Consider the following 22,369-nt stretch of genomic DNA (forward strand, 5'->3'; position numbering starts at 1 on the left):
CTAAAATCAAACAAATCATAATTAATTACCAAAATTATAACGCAAGGTTATTCCTGAACGAATAGTTGTTTGTGGAAATGCAGTAGAAATTGCATATTCTGCAAAAGCATAATCAAAATAAAATATACCTGTAAGATTTTTGCTAAACGCATAATCTGCAGTAAACTTTGTTGACCAAATTGTTTGCCCAGACGTAACCTGATTATTATTTAAGTCTAGATATCTAATTATAGTTAAATTGTCTCTAACAGCAACATCGGCTTTTAAATTTAAATCACTTACTATCATTTTTTTAGGTCCTGCAAGTTTAGATTTAATTCTAACATCCTTCACTCTGTAACCCAGACCCACAATATATTCTTTACCTTGAATCTCGGTCATTAAATTATTGTCGAAACTTAATGAAAGTAACCTGTCCTTCTTCATTTCCAATAGAATTTTTATGGAGTTTTTCATTTCCATATCAATCCTGAATAATGGACTAAACATTTCTGTTAAGTTTATATTACTATACAGTTTTTCATTTTTGAAGTTACCACCTTGGTCTAATTCAGTTGGGTTATCTGCATCGTAATCCAAATTGGTTCTGAATTGATTAATACTATAAGTTGATCTGTAACCATGAACTATTGAAAAGCGCTTAAATTTATCTTTAAACCATTTGAAGTTCATGAAGCCAGTATATTTTAAATCCCAATTTGGAATAGGGAAACTTCTGAAGGCAGAAAGCGAAATTTTATCAGAACTTTTTCCTGTATATGCCGATAAAAACGAGGGTAATAATACAGCTTGGTTATTTTTTCCAAAACCAACAGGGTAACCTTCAGCATCTACCGGAAAGTTTGTGGTTCCATAAAAATTTTCTGCCAATCTGTTAGCTATTGTTAGTCTGTTGTCTCTAAAAGTCTCAAAAGCTTTAGATTGAAATTCATCGCTTTTACTAAATGCTGTTTTAATTAATACGGTTGATATTAAAAAGTTTCCAAAAGTATTTGGCGTAAGCGACTCGTATTCTAAATCGTCACCTATTTGATTAACGCGATAATTCTCGGTATAATTTTGAGCATAGGTTCTGTTACCTACCAAATCAATTTTAAGATCTCTTGTTGGTTCTAAATTTGCCGAATAATCAAATTGCTCTATGTGGTTTGTTGTATACTGCTCATTAAAATCAGGATATAGAGTAAGCCACCCATTTCTTGCTGCTTTTTCGCGCACATCGCGTTGGCTACCAAATGTAAATCCAGCAGTAGGCTTTAAGGTACCTATAAACCCTGGAGATTGTAAATATCCTGGCAAATATGTACCGTTTGTTTCAGAATAATTTAAGGTTACACGTTTAATACTTGTTAAAATATCTACACCAACGTTTAATAATTTTGTACCCGTATCATTTTTAATCTTCTGTTGCTTATTCGGTTTTTCATCATCATTTTTACCAGCTTGTTGTTTCGCAGCAGCCTCTCTTGATAATGGTTGACTTTTAGCCGTTGCTGTACGCCTAACAGGTTTTTTCTTTAAACCAATATAATCGTACAACTTGTTCATATTTAAAGTTGTATTTAAATTATGTTGATTGGCGTTTGACACCACATTACCTAAATCATACGTTTGCCCATTTACCTCTAGTTCTCTAAACAAATCAGACCCTTTTTGCCATTGGAAATCTCCCGTGTAGGAATACGTGGCATCAATAAATGCAAACGTCGGTATTTTGTTAAGAGGTATTTGATAATTTACCCCTAGCTGTTGGAATTGGGTATTTGGATCACCAAAATCAAATAGGCCATCCCATATATCTAAAGTCGGGTCTTGTTCTCCATTAATAATGCCATCTTTAAAATAATTCCTGACGATGTTAACATTGGAAGCCGTAAAATTAAAACTCAATGATTTAGTTAAGTTATAATTTATAGCATATTGAAAATCGAATGTATAATTACGCTTATATAATTCCTCTAATCCAATATTAGCACCTCCTAAATCAATTTCCCTAAACTTCTGTCTGTTGTATTGTCTGTTAATGTTTGTATTAACAGTAAAACTTGCTGGCAAAGGATTAACATTAAAATCTTTTAGTAATTTCCAATATCTACTTCTAAATATCGAATCGTTATTCTTAAATGGTTCAATTACTAAAGGATCAAAATTGAATGCGTAATTAACACCTGTACGTAATATTTTATCTTCAGAACTCTCAATTTCAAAATCACGGTGCTCAACCTTATTGAATGAATAGTTGAAAGTTAAATTCTCGACGTCATAAAATTGCGGTTTAGACTCACCTGTTCTTATTTTTCTTACTCCAATAAAATTGATACTCTTTCTCTTGGTGTAATTTTCATTAACATTTAAAATGGAATCCTTGTTATTAGTATTATCTAATTGTGTTTGCAATTCAATATCGCGATAATACTCATCAAACTTTGGAGTTATTTTTTCTTCGCCTACACCGTAATTAAATGGAATTTGAAGACCCCATTTTTCTGGGAACAATTGTCCTACATTTACATTAGTAACAACATCATATTGCTGCACATCTTCTCGGCTACGTTGTTCTGGACCTTGTTCTATGGTTCCAAATCCAGAGGTGCTTTTTCGTCCTGCAGCACTTACGTTAACAAAATCGGCCACATTAGCATCTAAACTTAAAGTAGCAGCCCAACCTCCTTCACTGTCCATATCAGATAATCTCAATTCATTAAACCACAATACGGCACACTTATCCATGGTTGAACGGTTTTTTACACCAACCATTAAAACTCTTACATCCCCAAAGTTTGGGTTTCCAATTATACCCACACGATGATATTCGTCTCCCGAGCCAATTCCACTAGGTATAGGGTCGTATGCCATAACTGGATTTTCACTTATCTGTTCTCTAATTACATCGTAGAAAGTTGGATCTGTAGCTGTAATAGTTCCTTGAGCAATGGATTTAGACTTCATTTGCTGTAAGACTTCCAAAGGTAAGTTAATTTCGTTTTCAATAGGCCACAATTGCTCTCTTGATGTGCCTTGTGAAACCTTAAGCGGCACTAAAATTTCATAGTAGTTTTGGGTTAAATCGTTACCCAATCTAATAAAACCAAAAAGGTCATCGTCTGTTAAACCTGGAACATCACCAGGTTCTGCATGCATGAACATACGCAAGCGATTAAACTGACGCATATCTACATTTACATTCTTGAAAACGGCACGACCGTCTTCTGGTTCCAAATCACAGACATTAACCAATAATGATTGTTCATTTTGTCTAATAACCGTATTGTTATTGAATAATTCTTGAGGCTCAACTCCTGGAGGTGATTGATAAATATTATCATTCTGTATGGTTCCAATTACTCCAACTGTAAATTCGGTGTTATCCAGACTTGGGTCTCCACCATCTGAATCTAAAGTTTGAGAGTATCGTCTCCATTCACTTCTTACTAAATCTAATGTTCCAAATCTGAAAACTGTTTTTTCAGAAAACTCCTTAAGGTACATTCTGGCAAAACGAATTGAACGCAAGTCCGTTATCCCACCAATAGCATCACTATATTCTTCAACAGGAATTCTAAACTGATACCATTTTGGAACAACCGATTGCCCATTAGGTAACTGTCTAGTTTCATCTTCTTTTATATCAACAATGTAAGGGTTATTAAGGTTAAGTGTAGAAGGCGTTAAATCTAATTCATATTCAAAATAACTATCAATAGTATTCATAGTGTTATCTCTATTGATATCTTCTACATCGGGTTGTGTAGTAGAACCACGATTTGTATTTGAAAACGTATCGGGCGAGTTACCTTCAACACCATTGTATTGCAAATAACGTTCAAAAATATCCCCTTCTCTATTTAAGTAATACACATAGTTATCTGCCGCTGGATCTTCTAAACCGCTATAATCAACAAATTTTAATCTTTCATCGTTATCATTATATCCATCGTAACCAACATCTTGATTTGTACGCTCGTCACCAGTTGTATCAAAAGCATAAATAAGCGATTGGTCTTGAGGATAAACCGTATTCCAAGAAGGCGACTCTGGCAAGACACCTACCACATTACCATCGGCTGGCAACCCATTCTCATAAAGTTTTCGTCCATCCTTTATAATATCTTCTGAAATGTTACCAAGGTTAAATACTAATTTACCTCCTGGATTTGCCTGATTGTCTTGAAAAGGGTCTTGTAACCAAAATTCAATATACTCAACATTAGCCTGTTCAAAATCTGTTGATGTTAATTGTCTGGAAATACCTGCCCAGCTATCTTCAGGGTTTAATAGTGTATTAGTGCTTATATCTACACCTGTTGTTTGAAAGTTATATGGCCCTCTTCTATCTGGATAAAAAGTTAAATCCAATGTATTTAATACGGCTGTTTGCCCTTGGGCTATATCCTGTTGTGGGAATAGTTCATTGATAAAAACTCGACTGGTATACAAATCGGATATATCATCATCTGAAATTCCAGAAGGCGCTTGATTACCATAGAAAATAGGGTCAATAAAATACCAATTTAACAGAGCTCTGTTGTAACCTTGTTCAATTCCGTTTTGATCATCATTATTATTATTGATGTTTTTTGGTCTACTAGATAAAAACCAAGATTGAGGCGATTTTAAATCTATGTTGTTCTGCGACCCTTCAAAATCATCAACATAAGATGTAGCTTCATTGTTAAAATCTGTTCCACTTGGTGCTCCAGGCAATAAATATGCAAACTCACCTCTTAGAGCAACATTAGAAGGCACGTCGGTATCAATAGTTGGTATTTTGTTTGCTAAACGTGTTAAAAAAGGGACTTCGGTAGAATAGCTCCCATTAAAACCAAACATTTGATTGTTTATGGGCTCTTGGCTATAGATTGCCTTTTGGGTTATTGGTCTTTCCTTTAAATGTAACCATGTTCCTCCAATAACAAAATTTTCATTAAACGCATGCTCTACATTTATTCCTGTATAACGTTTTGTTTGCTGGCCAAAGACCGCGTTGTTTTCTGTAGAAACCTGAATGGGAGTATTAGATGATTTTAAAGCTTCATCTAAAATTTGAACTGTACCTAATTGATAATTAACGGTATAGTCGATACCTTCTACCAGAACACGTCCACCAGCTGTAACCGTAACCGAACCACGAGGCACATTAAATGCTCCAATTGGAATTCCGTCACCACCAGATGATTTGTATCTACCTTTTAATAAAAATTTATTTTTTTCAGCTTCTTCTAAAGCTGCTGTTTTTGTTTCCTTGTATAATATGTCGTAAACATATTTACTTTGGTTATCATTATAGCTTAAAGGGTTATTATAATCTTCACCTCCTAATGCTAACGTGTTAAATAAATACTCCCCAAATGGTTCAGCCTTTGTAAAAACAATTTTACCATTTGAAGGAACAACTGTTATACCTGGAACAAAATCAAAAAAACCATCTCCATTTTGTTGAGGGTCATTATTAAAGTTCAACCTATCAAAATTGAATAGCTTTAAAAGAGTTGTTTCTTGAATTGGGTTTCCGTTAAAATCTGGAAAAGGTGTACCATCAACAGGAGTTATAAAGTTCAATGGAGAAGCTTCGTTATAAAATATATTAATTACAAAGTCATCTCTTTCCAATTGGTATGCTCCTGTATCATAAATGTTTTTCATCATTAAATCCCAGATTGGTTGCTCAACATTAGTAACTGGGCTTTTTAACATTTTAAGAACCAGGGCATTATTTGTCACCATTGTAATACCGCTGTTATCATCTACATCGGTTGCATTAACTCCATCATTAGCAAATTCACCTACTTGATAAACCTGACCTCCAACTGTAAACTGGTAAGCTACCGCCAAAACCTCATCGTTATTCAAACGCTGATTTAAGGAAATATAACCTAATTGCGTATCTACGGTATACTCCTGCCCTTGCTGTAATTTTCTGGCATTTTCTAGTTTGGCATAATCTGAACCTTCATTAACTTGTGTTGACAAACTACCAAAACCTTGTTGGGCAGTAGCAATATCTCGTATCATTTCATTTAATACAGATCCTGAACCAATTGCCGTTGGATCAAAATCATTATTACCATTATCTGGATACGCATTTGGCCCTACATTAATAAATCCAGGCGGAATGGGATTTAAATAGATATTGTTCTCATTAGGATTGGGATTAGATTCACCCAAATCTTGTAAGGCTACAACATTCCTAACGTTTTCTGTTCTGTTTGCTCTATTGGTAACCCAAACCTCAATTCTTGTAATTTGAACATTGGTGTTTATAAACGGGTAGTTTTCAAGAACTCTATCGTAATTATCCCTAAAATAATGGCCTAAGAAAAAGTGCCTGTTTTCATCGTAATCTCTTGCAAAAAAATCAAATTCTTCAATAGTTCCACCGCCTTGTGCAACTACTGTACGCATATCAGATTTTTGCTCCGAAAAAACCCCTGTAATTGTTGTCTTTCCAAATTGAAGTTCTGTTTTTACACCAAATAAACTTTGCGCTCCAGTAATTAAAGAGCTATTTAAAGGCATACTTACATTACCGACTTCAATTTTTTGAATGATGTCATCTTCTGTTGGAGTATACTCCAATTTAATGATATTTTGAAAATCGAAAGTTGATTCCGTATCGTAATTTGCAGTTACTTGTAACCTAGTCCCTATTTTACCCAATAAACTCAAGCTAATACGCTGATCAAAATCAAACGTAAAACTACTTCGGTTTTGGGGCGAAAATGCAGGGTTATCTTGCTTTGTGTATAGTATTCCTAAATCTATTTCTACAGAACCTTGCGGTATAATTTCTATAGTATTACTACCAAAAATAGATTCAAAAAAACCTGAATTTACATAAAACTCTGGCAATAAATTTCTCTGTTCTTCTTCAGACCCTTCCTTTTTTCCATCAAAAGCATCTATTTGCTGCTTGTAATAGGATTTAATGTTTTCTTTTATAACCAGTTCTTGAAACTCTTCTGGAGTTAAAATAATAGGATAATTAATATTAAAGCTACCAACTGTTTCAGTATAAATATAACGATCTGTAATAGGGTCGTAAGTATATTTAGATTCGATACTATTGGGATTGGGCATTTGCATATTACCAAAACTAAACCCAGTAGCTGTAGAATCTTGGTCTGTAGCAGGCTCTTGAGACCATGCTAAAACAGAACACAGCAACATAAAAGCTGTAAATAGAAAATGTTTATTTATTTTAAATAAATTATGGTTGGTTGTATTCAAAATCTATTATAAATTTTTTAGCGCTAGTTTAATTATCGTTTCTACATCAGCTTCTGGTTGTTGCGATAGAATTTTATCGACCACGCGCTCTGACTGTTTCTTTAAAAACCCTAAAACTTCTAAAGCAGATAACGCTTCATCTTTGTTAGTATTGCTTTTAACAGTGGAATTTTCATCAATATCGTATACTTTCAAAATTTTATCTTTTAAATCCAAAATTACTCGTTGAGCGGTTTTCGCTCCAATTCCTTTGATGGATTGGATTAAAGCCACATCGCCTACTGCAATTCCTTCACGAACTTGTACTGGTGTTAGCGACGACAACATGGTTCGTGCCGTACTCGCACCAATACCGCTAACAGATATTAAAAGTCTGAAAATTTCACGCTCTTCGATTGAAGTGAAACCAAATAAAGTATGAGAATCTTCTTTTATTTGAAGATGTGTAAAAAGTTTTAAATTTTCTTGATCAGGAATTTGTGAAAAAGTATGTAACGAGATATTTAAATGATAGCCTACTCCACCACAATCAATAACTACATTTGTTGGTTTTTTTTCTACAAGTTTTCCTTGAATATGTGAAATCATTAAATAGGAATCTATTAACTCTCAAATGTAATAAAATTATTTACAAAACAAAGTTGTTTACAGTCCTATTCCTGCATTTAATTCTTGCTCTTTTTTTTCTTTTTGTTGTGCATCAATAACAGCAATAGCGGTCATGTTTACAATTTCATCTACACTGGCATCTAACTGTAGAATATGAACAGGTTTTCGCATACCCATCATAATTGGCCCAATAGAATCTGCTTTATTTAACTCTTTAAGCAATTTATAAGTGATATTGGCCGATTCTAAATTTGGAAAGATAAGTGTGTTTACTTTTCGTCCTGCTAATTTAGAAAATGGAAAAATATCTTGAAGCATTTCACTATTTAAGGCAAAGTCGGTTTGCAACTCTCCATCAACCAATAAATTTGGGTGTCTCTTATGCAAATATGTTACGGCCTCACCAACTTTTGTTGCTGTTTGATTTTTTGAAGATCCGAAATTTGAATATGAAATCATAGCCATTACAGGTTCCATACCAAACATCTTAACCACTCCTGCCGTCATTTGTGCAATCTTGGTTAAGTCGCTAGCAGAAGGATTAATATTAATAGACGTATCACTTAAAAACATAGGGCCACGTTGGGTCATCATTACATTAGTAGTTGCAACCCTAGTAGAACCAGGTGCCAAGCCTATTAACTCGAGCATAGGTTTAACCACTGATGGATAGCTTCGAGAATATCCAGATATCATCGCATCGGCATCACCTTCATTCACCATCATTGCTGCAAAATAATTACGCTCTCGCATAATTTTTTGAGCCGAATAACGTGTAACTCCTTTTCGCTTACGCTGATTCCAGTACACATCAGCATACTTGTTTTTGCGTTCGGTTTCTTCATCAGATTTAGGGTCGATAATTGGAACTTCAGCATCAAACTCGATTTCTTCCATTAATTTTTCAATAACATCTCGCCTACCCAATAATATGGGATGTGCAATTCCTTCATCATAAGCTATTTGAGCTGCTTTCAATACATCTAAATGATCTGCTTCGGCATAAACTACACGTTTAGGATTAATTCTTGCACGGTTTAAAAGTAATCTGACTATCTTATTATCTGAACCTGATCGCTCTAATAATTCATCTTCATACTTTTGCCAGTCGGTTATAGGTTGTTGTGCAACACCACTTTCCATTGCTGCTTTAGCAACAGCAGGTGGTACTTTAGCAATTAATCTTGGGTCAAATGGTTTTGGTATAATGTATTCTTTACCAAATGTTAATCGCGTTTCTCCGTAAGCTATATTAACTTGTTCAGGAACAGGATCTTTGGCCAAGTCTGCCAATGCCATTACAGCTGCCATTTTCATTTCCTCATTGATTTTTGTAGCACGCACATCTAAAGCGCCTCTAAAAATAAATGGAAACCCTAGTACATTATTTACTTGGTTAGGATGGTCACTTCGTCCTGTGGCCATTATAATATCATCTCTAGTATCAATTGCTAAATCATAAGCTATCTCCGGATTCGGGTTTGCCATGGCAAAAACAATAGGGTTAGCAGCCATTGTTTTAAGCATATCTGGCGTTACAATATCTGCCATAGATAAGCCAATAAAAACATCAGCGTCTTGCATGGCCTCTTCCAAAGTATCTATTTTTCTATCTGTAGCAAATTCCGCCTTTTCTTTAGTAAGGTTTTCTCTATCCTGCCTAATGACTCCCTTACTATCCAGCATCACCATATTTTTTCTTACGGCTCCACAAGCTTGGTATAATCGTGAACATGAAATGGCTGCAGCTCCTGCTCCACTAATCACTATTTTTACATCTTCAATATTTTTATTTGCCAATTCTAAAGCATTAATCAATGCTGCTGCAGAAATGATTGCTGTACCATGTTGGTCATCATGCATAACCGGAATATCTAATTCCTCTTTTAAACGACGTTCAATTTCAAAGGCTTCAGGTGCCTTAATATCTTCAAGGTTTATCCCACCAAACGTTGGTGCAATATTTTTAACAGTAGCGATAAACTCTTCAATATCTTCGGTATCAACCTCAATATCAAAAACATCAATATCAGCAAATATTTTAAACAATAAACCCTTACCTTCCATAACAGGTTTAGAAGCTTCTGGTCCAATATTACCCAATCCTAAAACTGCAGTACCATTTGAAATTACAGCAACTAAATTCCCCTTTGTAGTATATTTATAAACATTATTTTTGTCTTTTTCTATTTCAAGACATGGTTCTGCCACACCTGGCGAGTAGGCCAATGACAAATCTCTTTGACTAGCATATTTTTTTGTTGGAACTACTTTTATCTTTCCTGGTGTAGGCTTGGCATGATAAACCAAGGCCTCTCTTCTTCTGCTTTGCTTGCTCATAAATAGTTTTTTATATCACTTACAAATGTACTAAACCTAATGCTTAAATAACTATTGTTTTAAGAAATTGATATTGCGTTTCAACCCAGAAAACTTGGTGCGTTTTACTGCTGATTTTTTAAATACCTTTTTGAATGTGTCTTCGGTAATCTCTTCCCAATCTTTTTTAGTCATTCCCAAAAGTTCGGGATGAGGGTTGAATAAAGGTTCGTTATGTGGTTTTGAGAATCTATTCCATGGACAAACATCCTGACACACATCGCAACCAAACATCCAGTTATCCATTTTACCTTTAAATTCCATAGGGATATTGTCTTTTAATTCAATGGTTAAATAGGAAATGCATTTACTGCCATCTACTACATAAGGTTCAATAATGGCTTCTGTTGGACATGCATCAATACAAGCTGTGCATGTTCCACAATGGTCTGTTGTAGGCATATCATAATCCAACTCTAAATCAATAATCAATTCGGCTATAAAATAAAAGGATCCAACTTGTTGAGTTAAAAGATTACTGTGCTTACCAATCCAGCCCAATCCAGATTTTGCAGCCCATGCCTTATCCAATACTGGAGCTGAATCTACAAAAGCGCGACCATTTACTGCCCCTATTTCATCTTGGATAAAATGAAGTAGGGATTTTAACTTATCCTTAATGACGAAATGATAATCTGTTCCGTAAGCGTACTTGGACAATTTAAAACTTTTAGAGGTTTGCGTGTCTGAAGGGAAGTAATTTAATAACAGCGACACGACGCTTTTAGATCCCTCTACTAATTTGGTTGGATCGATGCGCTTATCAAAATGGTTTTCCATATATCGCATGTCGCCATGCCTGTTATGGTTTAACCAGTTTTCCAACCGAGGTGCCTCTTCTTCTAAAAATTCTGCTTTACTAACACCACAAGACAAAAATCCTAGGCGTTTGGCTTCGGTTTTAATTAGTTGTGTAAATTTAGTTTTGTTGTCAATCATTTAATGATATTCTGAAAACAATGCAGAATGACAAGCTGTGTTAAAACAAACCGCCTTGAGTTGGCCCTTTAACTTTACCTAAATGCTTGTACGCCTGTTCAGTTACTTCGCGTCCTCTAGGAGTTCGCATGATAAATCCTTGTTGAATTAAAAAAGGTTCGTAAACTTCTTCAATGGTTTCAGCACTTTCGCTAACGGCTGTAGCTAATGTTGTAATACCTACAGGTCCTCCTTTAAATTTGTCGATGATGGTCGATAGAATTTTATTATCCATTTCATCCAAACCATGAGCATCCACATTTAAGGCTTCCAAAGCAAAACGAGAAATTTTAATGTCAATTTTTCCATCACCTTTAATTTGTGCAAAGTCACGAACGCGGCGCAATAAGGCATTAGCTATACGTGGTGTACCACGACTACGCCCTGCAATTTCAACCGCTGCTTCCATGGTAATCGGGACATTTAGAATACTAGCACTTCGTTGAACAATGGTAGTCAACAATTCAGTGTTGTAATACTGCAACCGACTTTGGATACCAAAACGTGCACGCATAGGAGCTGTAAGCAATCCCGAACGTGTTGTAGCACCAACTAGTGTAAAGGGATTTAAATTAATTTGAACTGTTCTAGCATTAGGTCCAGACTCAATCATAATATCGATCTTGTAGTCTTCCATGGCAGAATACAAATACTCTTCTACAATTGGGCTTAATCTATGAATTTCGTCAATAAACAAAACATCGCGATCTTCAAGATTAGTGAGTAATCCAGCCAAATCTCCTGGTTTATCCAAAACGGGGCCAGATGTTACTTTGATACCAACGTTTAATTCACTTGCTAAAATATGCGCTAAAGTTGTTTTTCCCAGTCCTGGAGGGCCATGAAATAAGGTATGGTCTAAAGCCTCCTCACGACCATTAGCAGCTTGAACAAAAATTTGAAGATTTTCTAAAACTTGTTCTTGACCTGTAAAATCATCAAAAGATAATGGTCTTAATTTTTTTTCTACGTCAAGTTCTTCAGGAGAAAAATGCTCGTTAGTTGGATCTAAATTTTCGTTCATACAAAACAAATATAAAGAAAAAGCCTCTCTAAAAATAGAAAGGCTTTTTAATATTATAGTATAATTACACTAATGTTGTAATTCTTCTTCTCCTTCTTTTAACGGAACGTTTTGAGGCACAAAATCTTCATCATGACCGGGTTTGCTATAATCGTAAGACCAACGGTAAACATGAGGAATTTCTCCCTCCCAGTTACCGTGAATATGCTTAACAGGTGCTGTCCATTCTAATGTTGTAGATTTCCATGGGTTTTGAACTGTTTTCTCTCCAGTAAAAATACTAGCAAAGAAATTATATAGATAAACCAATTGGAAAACTCCTCCTACCAAAGCAAAAATGGTAATAATAACATTTACATCTGCTAAATCATCAAATAATGGGAAGTTAGAGTTAGTATAATAACGTCTTGGTAAGCCGGCCATGCCTATAAAGTGCATAGGGAAGAATACACCATATGCACAAATTGCAGTTACCCAGAAGTGAATATAACCCAATTTCTTGTTCAACATACGACCAAACATTTTAGGGAACCAATGATAAATACCCGCAAACATTCCATACAATGCAGATATACCCATCACTAAATGGAAGTGAGCTACAACGAAATACGTATCATGTACATTAATATCTAAAGCACTATCACCTAAAATAATACCTGTTAAACCACCTGTAATGAATGTTGAAACAAAACCAATAGAGAATAACATGGCTGGGTTCATTTGTAAGTTTCCTTTCCAAATTGTCGTTATCCAGTTAAAGGCCTTAACGGCAGATGGTATAGCAATTAATAAGGTTGTGAATGTAAATACAGATCCTAAAAATGGATTCATCCCCGAAACGAACATGTGGTGACCCCAAACTATTGTAGATAAAAACGCAATAGCTAAAATAGACATAATCATGGCGCGATAACCAAATATAGGTTTACGTGAATTTGATGCCATAATTTCAGACACTAATCCCATTGCTGGTAATATTACAATATATACTTCAGGGTGTCCTAAAAACCAGAATAAATGCTCAAATAATACTGGTGAACCACCTTGGTAATGTAATACTTCACCTTGTATAAATATATCGGATAAGAAGAATGATGTTCCAAAACTTCTATCCATTATTAACAATAATGCTGCCGATAATAATACTGGGAATGATACAACACCAATAATAGCTGTTACAAAAAACGCCCAAATAGTTAAAGGTAGGCGTGTCATTGACATTCCTTTTGTACGTAAATTTATTACAGTTACAATATAGTTCAGAGAACCTAATAATGATGACGCGATAAATATGGCCATTGATACCAACCATAAAGTCATACCCATTCCTGAACCACCTTGAGCCATTGGCAAGGCAGATAGCGGCGGATAAATTGTCCATCCAGCTGCAGCTGGACCAGCTTCAACAAATAATGAGATTACCATTATAACACTAGATAAAAAGAACAACCAATAAGAAACCATATTAAGGAATCCTGAAGCCATATCTCTTGCTCCAATTTGTAATGGAATTAATAAGTTACTAAACGTACCACTCAATCCTGCTGTTAATACAAAGAATACCATTATGGTACCATGTATGGTTACCAATGCTAGATAGATGTCAGCATCCATTACACCGTCAGGAGCCCATTTACCTAATAAAGCCTCAAATAACACATTTGGTTCTTCTGGCCATGCAATTTGCATTCTAAACATTAGAGACATTAAAACACCTATAACACCCATTATAGTACCTGTAATAAGATACTGCTTGGCAATCATTTTATGATCCTGACTAAAAATATATTTAGTCACGAATGTTTCTTTATGATGATGTCCGTGATCGTCGTGTTCGTGAGTATCTGCGTGTGTTGACATAATCTTCTATATACTTTTTAAAACCTATTTATAAATTACTTAATTAAAGAATTTTTGAATTCTTTTTGTTCAGCCATCCAAGCGTCATATTCTTCTTGAGTCTCAACTACTATTTTCATTTGCATATTGTAGTGTGATTTACCACAAATTTTATTACAAATCAAAAGATAATCAAACACATATGGCTCGAGTGCCTCTTCTCCATTGGCTACTAATTCTTTACTCTTCTCTTTACGAATGTTGTTAATGTTTGCAACTTTATCAACAATTGCTTCACGTTGTCTCATATCAGCAGTTGTAACTGTTGGCGTAAATCCAAATTGTGTAATCATACCAGGAACACAGTTCATTTGTGCTCTAAAGTGTGGCATGTAAGCAGAATGCAATACATCTTGCGAACGCATTTTAAACAATACAGGTCTGCCAACTGGTAAGTGTAATTCTGTAGTAATTACATCATCCTGCGCATTTGGATCTGATTCGTCAAGACCTAGTATGTTGGCATTGTCTAAATTAATTAAGCGTACATTAGCTTTTCCTAACGTATTATCATTTCCACCATAGCGTGCCTTCCAGTTAAACTGTTGTGCATATAATTCAACTACTAAAGGATCATCATCTTCGTTAACGTTCATAATAGTAGTCCAGGTAAACAATCCGTAAATAATTAAGCCTGCCAAAACAATAACAGGGATTATTGTCCAAATAGCCTCTAAAGTATTATTGTCGGCGTAGAACAATGCCTTTTTACCTTTTTCACCTCTGTATTTGTAAGCAAAATAATGTAATAAAAACTGTGTGATTGTTTGAACAATAAAAATGATGACCATAGATATGATCATTAAATTATCAATTCCAGGTCCATGTTCAGAAGCTGAATTTGACATTAACGGTAAATCACCCCAATTCACAAAACACACAATAGTAATTGCGTAAATGAAAATTAAAAATCCAATCATTAAATAAGCATTAAGCTTATTGTCTTGATCGTTTGCAACTTGACTATTTGATGCACCAACCTGGGCTAAATCAAATATTTTTATCATTTGCCAAATTGCAACGGCAATAAAAACTAAAATTATAACTGTTAAAAAAGCTGTCATTGTCTTTTCTCTTCTTTAATTAATTTTTAATAATGAAAATGCTCACTTTCTTTAATAAATGGATTTCCTTTAGCTAATAATGGTGCTTTAGTTAAGGCTGTAAATACAATAAATATAAACAGTCCTGCAAATAACATTATGGCACCTATTTCTGGTATTCCAATAAACCATCTATCACCAACCGTTGCAGGCATTATCATGTTGAACACATCAATATAATGTCCACATAGAATTACAATACCAGCCATTACAACAAACCAAGGAATACGCTTATAATCACTATTCATTAATACTAATAATGGGAATACAAAATTCATGACTACCATGCCAAGGAATGGTAATTTATAATCTGCAAAACGCGTCACAAAATACGTAACCTCTTCTGGAATGTTTGAATACCAAATAAGCATGAATTGAGAGAACCATAGATAGGTCCAGAAAATACTGATGGCAAACATGAATTTGGCTAAATCATGTAAGTGACTATCATTTACAAATGGTAATAAATCTTTAGACTTTAAGTACATTGTTATTAAAGCAATAACCGTAATACCACTTACAAACATACTAGCAAAAACATACCAACCGAATAAGGTACTAAACCAGTGTGGGTCAACACTCATAATCCAATCCCAAGACATCATAGATTCTGTATAGATATAGAATACTAAAAATCCTGCTGCAATTCTAAATGACTTCTTAAAGTTGCTATTATCATTTACATCGGCATTATCTTGCGCGATTGAAAACTTACGGGCAAAATGTCTATATAAACTCCATCCTGCAATAAATATTAAACCACGGATAATAAACCAAGGTAAGTTTAAGAAACTAGATTTACCAGCTACTAATTTATCATAATCTTGATGTTCAGGATTAGTCATGTTTTCATTCATCCAAACAAAAATGCTATTATGCCCCAAAAAATGTGAAGCTACAGCAATAGCCAAAACAATTAGTGCACCTGGTAACACATAAGCTGTTATACCTTCCATTACTCTAAATAATACAGGAGACCATCCTGCTTGCGCTGCAAATTGAATAGCATAAAATGCCAAAACACCTAACGCAATCATAAAGAAAAAGAATGCAGCTACATAAACAGCAGACCATGGTCTGTTTGCGATTTGGTGTTGTACATGTTCAACATGTTTAGTATGTTCATCAACAGTGTCGGCATGACCGCCTTCTGTATGAGCATCTTCTGAAGTATGTTCATCATGACTCGGAGCAGCATGAGCTACGTCTTCACCATGACCTCCACCATGATGTGAAGCTTCTTCTGCAAGCATGGTTTCAACCTCGTCAAAAGATTTATGCGATGTCATGAAACCATACACAACACCCAACGCTCCAATTATCATTAGTGCGATAGAAACGGTCTTTAATTTTTTTGAGAATGTGTACATATCTATATATAAACTTTATCTATCTTATTTTTCTAATTTAGCTTTTAGGTCTAACACATAAGCTGTTACTTGCCAACGTTCCTCTTCGTTTAATTGATTGGCGTATGAACCCATGGCATTTTTACCATAATAAATTGTATGGTATATACTTCCAGCTGTAATGGCTCTACCAACATCATCGTAACTAGGAATACCTAATATCTTTTCACGTTTTACTAAAGTACCTTGACCATCTCCCTTATTGCCATGACAGATACCACAGTAAATATCATATAACTCTTTTCCTCTTGCTAAATCTACTTTTGCTGAATCTAACGGACTCATTAAAGAATCTTTAGCAAAATTGTACCCTTCGGTAGTGTTAGCAATATCGAATGGAGTAAATCCTCTAGGTATGGTTCCTTCTGCAGGTAATTGTGCTTCCCAACCACTTCTAAATGCATCCGATTCTGCATAGGTTTCATATGGTACAGGTTCGTACATGTTAGGCATGAATTGATAGTTTGGTTTTGTATCTTTTTTACAGGATACAACAACTACTAATACTAATGCTATAACTACTATTTTAAATAAGCCTTTCATATTAATGTGCTTCTTCTTTATCAACTAAATTAACTTCAACAGCTCCAGTTTCTTTTAACAAACTTTCTAATTCTTGTTCATTGCCATGAACAGCAATTTCCATTAAGAAATGATCATCCGTTGTTCTTGGATCCGGATTTTCAGCTTTTTTAAATGGCCACATTCTACTACGCAGGTAAAATGTAATTACCATTAAATGCGCAGCAAAAAATACCGTTAACTCAAACATAATAGGAACAAAGGCTGGCATGTTTTCCAAATAACTAAAACTTGGTTTACCACCAATATTTTGAGGCCAATCTTCAATCATGATAAAATTCATCATAACGATAGCAACCGTTAAACCTATACATCCATAAATAAATGAGGCTATTGCTATACGAGTTGGCTCCAAGCCCATGGCTTTATCTAGCCCATGAACTGGAAATGGTGTATATATTTCCTCGATATGATGTTTTTCTGACTTAACCTTTTTAACGGCTGACATCAACACATCATCATCTGTATAAATAGCGTGAATTACTTTTGAAGCTTCCATATGCTACTTTCTAATTTTTTGATTCTTTATTATTCTCTCCTGATGTTCTTACATCTGAACCTGTTCCAACTAAACTATCGCCACGCTCTCTTATTTTCTTATAACGCTCTCCTGATGATTTTAAAATAGTCTTAACTTCAGCCTGCGCAATAACAGGGAATGTTCTAGCATATAATAAAAACAATACAAAGAAGAAACCGATAGTTCCAATGAAAATTCCAATATCCACAAATGTTGGTGAGAACATAGTCCAAGATGATGGTAAATAGTCTCTGTGTAATGAGGTCACGATAATAACGAAACGCTCGAACCACATTCCAATGTTTACAACAATAGAGATAAAGAATGAGAACATGATACTGGTACGTAGTTTCTTAAACCACATAAACTGTGGAGAGAATACGTTACAAGTCATCATAGCCCAATATGCCCACCAATAAGGGCCTGTTGCTCTGTTTAAGAATGCGTATTGTTCATATTCTACTCCAGAATACCAAGCAATAAACAACTCTGTAATATAAGCCACACCAACAATAGAACCTGTAATCATAATAACTATGTTCATCAATTCTATGTGCTGAACTGTTATATAATCTTCAAGACTACATACTTTTCTCATGATAATTAATAAGGTATTTACCATGGCAAAACCAGAGAAAATCGCACCAGCAACAAAGTAAGGTGGGAAAATAGTTGTATGCCAACCTGGTATAACAGACGTTGCGAAGTCAAACGATACAATGGTATGTACCGAAAGTACAAGAGGTGTAGCTAAACCAGCCAATACCAATGATACCTCTTCAAAACGTTGCCAATCTTTAGCTCGCCCTGACCAACCAAAACTCAACAAAGAATAAATTTTCTTTTGGAAAGGCTTTACAGCTCTATCTCGAATCATGGCAAAATCAGGTAATAAACCAGTCCACCAGAATACTAATGATACCGATAAATACGTTGAAATTGCAAATACGTCCCAAAGTAACGGTGAGTTAAAGTTTACCCATAGCGATCCAAATTGGTTTGGAATAGGTAATACCCAATATCCTAACCATGGACGACCCATGTGAATGATTGGGAACAAACCGGCTTGAACTACCGAGAAAATTGTCATTGCTTCTGCAGAACGGTTAATTGCCATTCTCCATTTTTGACGGAATAGTAATAGTACGGCAGAAATAAGTGTTCCTGCGTGACCAATACCAACCCACCAAACGAAGTTAGTAATATCCCAAGCCCAACCTACGGTTTTATTTAAACCCCAAGTTCCAATACCTGTTGAAATTGTATAAATAATACAGCCTATTCCCCAAAGGAAGGCTACAAGTGATATAGAAAATACAATCCACCAAGATTTGTTTGCTTTACCTTCAACAGGTGCTGCTACATCCACAGATACATCATGGTATGATTTTTCGCCTGTAACTAAAGGTCTTCTAATAGGTGCTTCGTAATGAGACGCCATAATCCTTTTATAATTGTTTCTTAATTAATTTATTATGCTTCGGTTGTATTTCTCACTTTTGTTTGATACATCACGTTTGGTTTTGTTCCAACATGTTCTAACAAGTGATACATACGGTTATCTTCTTTAAGGTGAGCCACCTTACTTTCTTTATCGTTAATGTCTCCAAAAATCATAGCTCCACTGCTACAAGCTGCAGAACATGCTGTTTGGAATTCTCCATCTTTAATTTCACGTCCATCTCGTTTGGCATCAAGAATTGTTTTTTGCGTCATTTGAATACACATTGAACATTTCTCCATTACACCACGAGAACGAACCGTTACATCTGGATTCAATACCATACGTCCTAAATCATCATTCATATGGTAATCAAACTCATCGTTCTGAGCATATAAGAACCAATTGAAACGACGTACTTTATACGGACAGTTATTTGCACAATAACGCGTACCTACACAACGGTTATAAGCCATGTGGTTTTGACCTTGACGACCATGTGAAGTTGCCGCAACTGGACAAACTGTTTCACAAGGTGCATGGTTACAGTGCTGACACATTACAGGTTGGAAAGCAACTTGTGGATTATCTGAAGGACTTTCCATTCTTTCAAATGTAGATAAAGATCCATCTCCTTCTCTGTCTCCAAAAACATAATTTCCTAAACCTAAACCATCAGCACTTTCTTTTTCTTTATTATCTCCTTCAAATGTTTCGTCGGACGAATAATATCTATCTATACGTAACCAGTGCATATCACGGCTACGACGTACTTCAGTTTTACCAACTACAGGCACATTATTTTCAGCATGACAAGCAATAACACATGCGCCACATCCTGTACAGGCATTTAAATCGATTGACAAGTTGAAATGATGACCAATTGAACGGTCAAACTCATCCCATAAATCAACCTCTGGCGACGTTACTGGTGTTTCTTCATGATTAAGAGAAACTACTGGAACTTTATTCCACCCGTGTTTATGATCCTCTTTATCGTATGTGTTAAATATTTCTAATGTGGTTTCCTTAATAATATCACCACGACCCATTAACGTATTATGCAACTGAACACATGCAAACTCATGCTCTCCAGGCAATACAGTTATATTGGCGTCTGATTGAACAGCATTAAACCCGTTATAGAATGGATAAGCATTTATACCGGTTTGCATTTCAGATTTTAACCCATCTTTACGACCATAGCCCAATGCTAACCCAACAGAACCTTTAGCTTGTCCTGGTTGAATAAGTGCAGGAATGGTAACCGAAACACCGTTTACAGTTAATTCAACTAAACTTCCGTTTAATCCACCATTAGCTACATTCCAGTTTTTAATTCCTAATTCATCAGCATCTGCTTGAGAAACTGTTAAATAGTTATCCCAAGTTGTTCTTGTGATTGGGTCTGGTAATTCTTGTAACCACGGATTATTGGCTTGTTGGCCATCTCCCATTGATACTTTAGTATACAATACTAACTCAAATTTTTGAGAGGCTTTAGCTCCTGCTAAAGTTCTTGCAGCAGCTCCAACACCAGATACAGTTGCAGTATCTTTTTCTGGATCAATATCGCCTTCTAAAACATCTAAATCATCAGATTCCGCAGTGTCATTCACAAAGAAACCATCGTGTAGCGCTTTGTTAAATGAGCTTCCTTGAAGAATATCTTCTGACCAGATTTGCTTAATGTAATCATTATAAGACTGGCTATTATTGGTCCATTTAAGTAAGCAATCTTGGAATTGTTTTGTATCAAATAACGGACGAATAGCTGGTTGCATTAAACTATAATGACCTGTTTTTATTTCAACATCACCCCAAGACTCCAAATAATGTGGTGCTGCAGCTATATATTGACATTTTGTTGATGTTTCATCAGCTTTCATAGAAAACGCAATAGATAATTCTGTTTTTTCTAATCCAGCAGCAAACTCATCTGTATTTGGTAAAGTGTATAATGGATTTACTCCACTCATAATAATAGCACCTACCTTCCCGGCATTCATATCTGCCACTAATCGAGCTACTTCATTATCATTACCTTGTCTTGTTTTTATAGTAGTTTCACTATCAAAAGCAGCACTATTTAGGTGTTCGTTAATACCTAAAACAACCGTTTGGGCATCAACATCTTGAATACCTGTAACAACAACTGCTTTACTTCCTGCTTTCTTTAATTCTGTTGCAGCTTGACTTACAGCTTGAGCGATATGCTCTGGTAAATCAACTGACACTGAACCACCAACAACTTCACTATATAATTTGGCTAAAGCTAATTTTTGTTGCGTTGGTGTCATTGGCACACGCTTATCAGCATTTGCACCAGTAAGTGACATATTAGATTCAAACTGAATATGACGAGACATTTTGCCGTGATCTGGCACTCTGTTTTTTGAGTATCCAGAATCAAAACCACCGCCTTGCCAGTCACCTAAAAAGTCTGCACTAACAGAGACAATTGTCATAGCCTTTGAAAAATCGTAATCGGCTAATCCTCTTTTATTATATCGTTTTTGGAATGCTTCCAAAGCAGCTGATTCTGAAACAGCATCATAAACTACATGGCGTACATTTCCATACTCTTCTCTAAAATCTGCTATTAAGTTTCTTGTAGATGGGCTTGCATACGTTTGTGTTAACAACACAATATCTTTACCAGAACCTTTTAAACTTTCAAGCACTCGAGTTGTTTCAACTTCAAAATCGCTCCAAGAAATGGCTTCACCCTCTCTCATTGGACCTTGCACTCTTAAACTATCGTACAACCCTAAAACAGAAGCATTAACTCTAGCATTTGCGCTACCGTGAGTAGCAGCTAAAGTATTGTTTTCAATTTTAATTGGACGACCCTCGCGAGTTTTAACTAAAACACTTGCAAAATCAAATCCGTCCGCAATAGTTGTAGCATAATAATTTGCTACTCCAGGCACAATCTCTTCAGGTTGCACTACATAAGGAATTGATTTAATAACTGGCCCTTCACAGGCAGCTAAAGATGCTGCAGCTGTACTAAAACCAACATATTTTAAGAAATCACGACGTGTTGTTTTAGAACTCTCTAATGAATCTTTATCTCCTAAAAATTCATCAGTAGGAATTTCTTCAACAAATTCGTTTTGTTTTAGCGTCTCAACAATAGAACTATTCTCGTTTAGCTCTTCAACACTTTTCCAGTATTTCTTGTTTGATGACATA

The 22,369-nt window shown here is 35.3% G+C and carries 11 protein-coding genes and 1 pseudogene; all 12 read right to left on the bottom strand.

Translation table 11 applies throughout. From position 1 onward, the window contains the following. Nucleotides 1-21: 21 nt before the first annotated feature. Nucleotides 22-7,227 carry a T9SS outer membrane translocon Sov/SprA gene (gene sov, locus MTX13_RS11360; protein WP_250435202.1) on the bottom strand — a complete coding sequence of 2,402 codons (7,206 nt, stop codon included), beginning with the start codon at nucleotides 7,225-7,227 and terminating at the stop codon, nucleotides 22-24. Between the two features lie 6 nt (nucleotides 7,228-7,233). After that, a complete protein-coding gene (gene ruvA / locus MTX13_RS11365) occupies nucleotides 7,234-7,815 on the bottom strand; it encodes a Holliday junction branch migration protein RuvA (RefSeq protein WP_250435204.1) in 582 nt (193 codons plus the stop codon). A 57-nt stretch (nucleotides 7,816-7,872) separates the two neighbouring features. Continuing rightward, complete coding sequence (locus tag MTX13_RS11370; protein WP_250435207.1) at nucleotides 7,873-10,176, bottom strand: NADP-dependent malic enzyme; 2,304 nt, start codon at nucleotides 10,174-10,176, stop codon at nucleotides 7,873-7,875. A gap of 51 nt (nucleotides 10,177-10,227) precedes the next feature. Next, nucleotides 10,228-11,154, bottom strand: a complete 927-nt coding sequence (queG, locus tag MTX13_RS11375) for a tRNA epoxyqueuosine(34) reductase QueG (RefSeq protein WP_250435214.1) — start codon at nucleotides 11,152-11,154, stop codon at nucleotides 10,228-10,230. Between the two features lie 40 nt (nucleotides 11,155-11,194). Further along, nucleotides 11,195-12,217: a Holliday junction branch migration DNA helicase RuvB gene (gene ruvB / locus MTX13_RS11380; protein ID WP_250435215.1), complete on the bottom strand. Its 1,023-nt coding sequence runs from the start codon at nucleotides 12,215-12,217 to the stop codon at nucleotides 11,195-11,197. Nucleotides 12,218-12,286: 69 nt separating this feature from the next. Then, the gene (locus tag MTX13_RS11385) at nucleotides 12,287-14,077 is read right to left on the bottom strand and encodes a cytochrome c oxidase subunit I (protein ID WP_250435217.1); all 1,791 of its coding nucleotides are present in this window, start codon (nucleotides 14,075-14,077) and stop codon (nucleotides 12,287-12,289) included. 35 nt (nucleotides 14,078-14,112) lie between these two features. Continuing rightward, entirely contained in the window at nucleotides 14,113-15,180 is a 1,068-nt protein-coding gene (locus tag MTX13_RS11390; protein ID WP_250435219.1) for a cytochrome c oxidase subunit II, read from the bottom strand. A gap of 26 nt (nucleotides 15,181-15,206) precedes the next feature. Further along, nucleotides 15,207-16,589, bottom strand: coding sequence for a quinol:cytochrome C oxidoreductase (locus MTX13_RS11395; protein ID WP_250435220.1), 1,383 nt, complete (start codon nucleotides 16,587-16,589; stop codon nucleotides 15,207-15,209). 24 nt (nucleotides 16,590-16,613) lie between these two features. Further along, on the bottom strand, nucleotides 16,614-17,171 hold the full coding sequence (locus MTX13_RS11400) for a c-type cytochrome (RefSeq protein ID WP_250435221.1): 558 nt from the start codon (nucleotides 17,169-17,171) through the stop codon (nucleotides 16,614-16,616). Nucleotide 17,172: 1 nt separating this feature from the next. After that, complete coding sequence (locus tag MTX13_RS11405; protein ID WP_223034702.1) at nucleotides 17,173-17,709, bottom strand: DUF3341 domain-containing protein; 537 nt, start codon at nucleotides 17,707-17,709, stop codon at nucleotides 17,173-17,175. Between the two features lie 40 nt (nucleotides 17,710-17,749). Continuing rightward, nucleotides 17,750-19,171: pseudogene (gene nrfD, locus MTX13_RS11410) on the bottom strand (NrfD/PsrC family molybdoenzyme membrane anchor subunit); the annotation flags it as partial. 32 nt (nucleotides 19,172-19,203) lie between these two features. Continuing rightward, nucleotides 19,204-22,368 carry a TAT-variant-translocated molybdopterin oxidoreductase gene (locus MTX13_RS11415; RefSeq protein WP_250435230.1) on the bottom strand — a complete coding sequence of 1,055 codons (3,165 nt, stop codon included), beginning with the start codon at nucleotides 22,366-22,368 and terminating at the stop codon, nucleotides 19,204-19,206. Nucleotide 22,369 lies beyond the last annotated feature (1 nt).

It is taken from the genome of Hanstruepera flava, assembly GCF_023634025.1.
In the GTDB taxonomy this organism is placed as follows: domain Bacteria; phylum Bacteroidota; class Bacteroidia; order Flavobacteriales; family Flavobacteriaceae; genus Hanstruepera; species Hanstruepera flava.